The sequence below is a fragment of the Streptomyces phytophilus genome (assembly GCF_013870535.1).
Taxonomy (GTDB): Bacteria; Actinomycetota; Actinomycetes; order Streptomycetales; family Streptomycetaceae; genus Streptomyces; species Streptomyces phytophilus.
Genome location: NZ_JACBXC010001759.1, coordinates 1 through 534, shown reverse-complemented (window position 1 = coordinate 534; position 534 = coordinate 1). Strand labels below are relative to the sequence as shown.

Genomic DNA, 534 nt, shown 5'->3' with positions numbered 1-534 from the left:
TGTGGTGGCGAGTTGGCCGTTGTGGTTGGAGATGATCGGGATGGTGGGTGGGTGGTAGGTGAGGCTTTCGGCGGTGCGGTGGAAGTCGTCGAGGACGGGGTTCATCAGGGGTGAGTGGAATGCGTGGCTGACGTGGAGTCGGCGGACGCGTATGCCCTGGGTCCTCAGTGCTTCTTCGATGGCGGTGATGGCCGGTTGGGGTCCGGAGAGGGTGACGGTGGTGGGGGCGTTGTGTGCGGCGATGGCCACGTCGGGGTGCTGAGCCAGGAGTTCGGTGAGGGTGTCGGGGGTGGTGTGGGCGGTGGTCATGGCGCCGCCGGGTGGCAGGTTTTGCATGAGGCGGGCGCGGGTGGTGACGAGGAGTGCTGCGTCGTCCAGGGTCAGGACTCCGGCGCAGTGGGCTGCGGTGATCTGGCCGAGGGAGTGTCCGGCGAGGTAGTCGGGGCGTATGCCGGTGTGTTCGAGGAGTCGGTAGAGGGCGACTTCGAGGGCGAAGAGTGCGGGTTGGGTGTATCCGGTGCGTTCCAGGAGGCG

At 67.0% G+C, this 534-nt stretch carries 1 protein-coding gene; it reads right to left on the bottom strand.

Translation table 11 applies throughout. The annotated features are described in order from the left end of the window. A partial coding sequence (locus tag H5J30_RS35775; protein ID WP_181791939.1) for an acyltransferase domain-containing protein occupies positions 1-534 on the bottom strand: 534 nt, incomplete at both ends.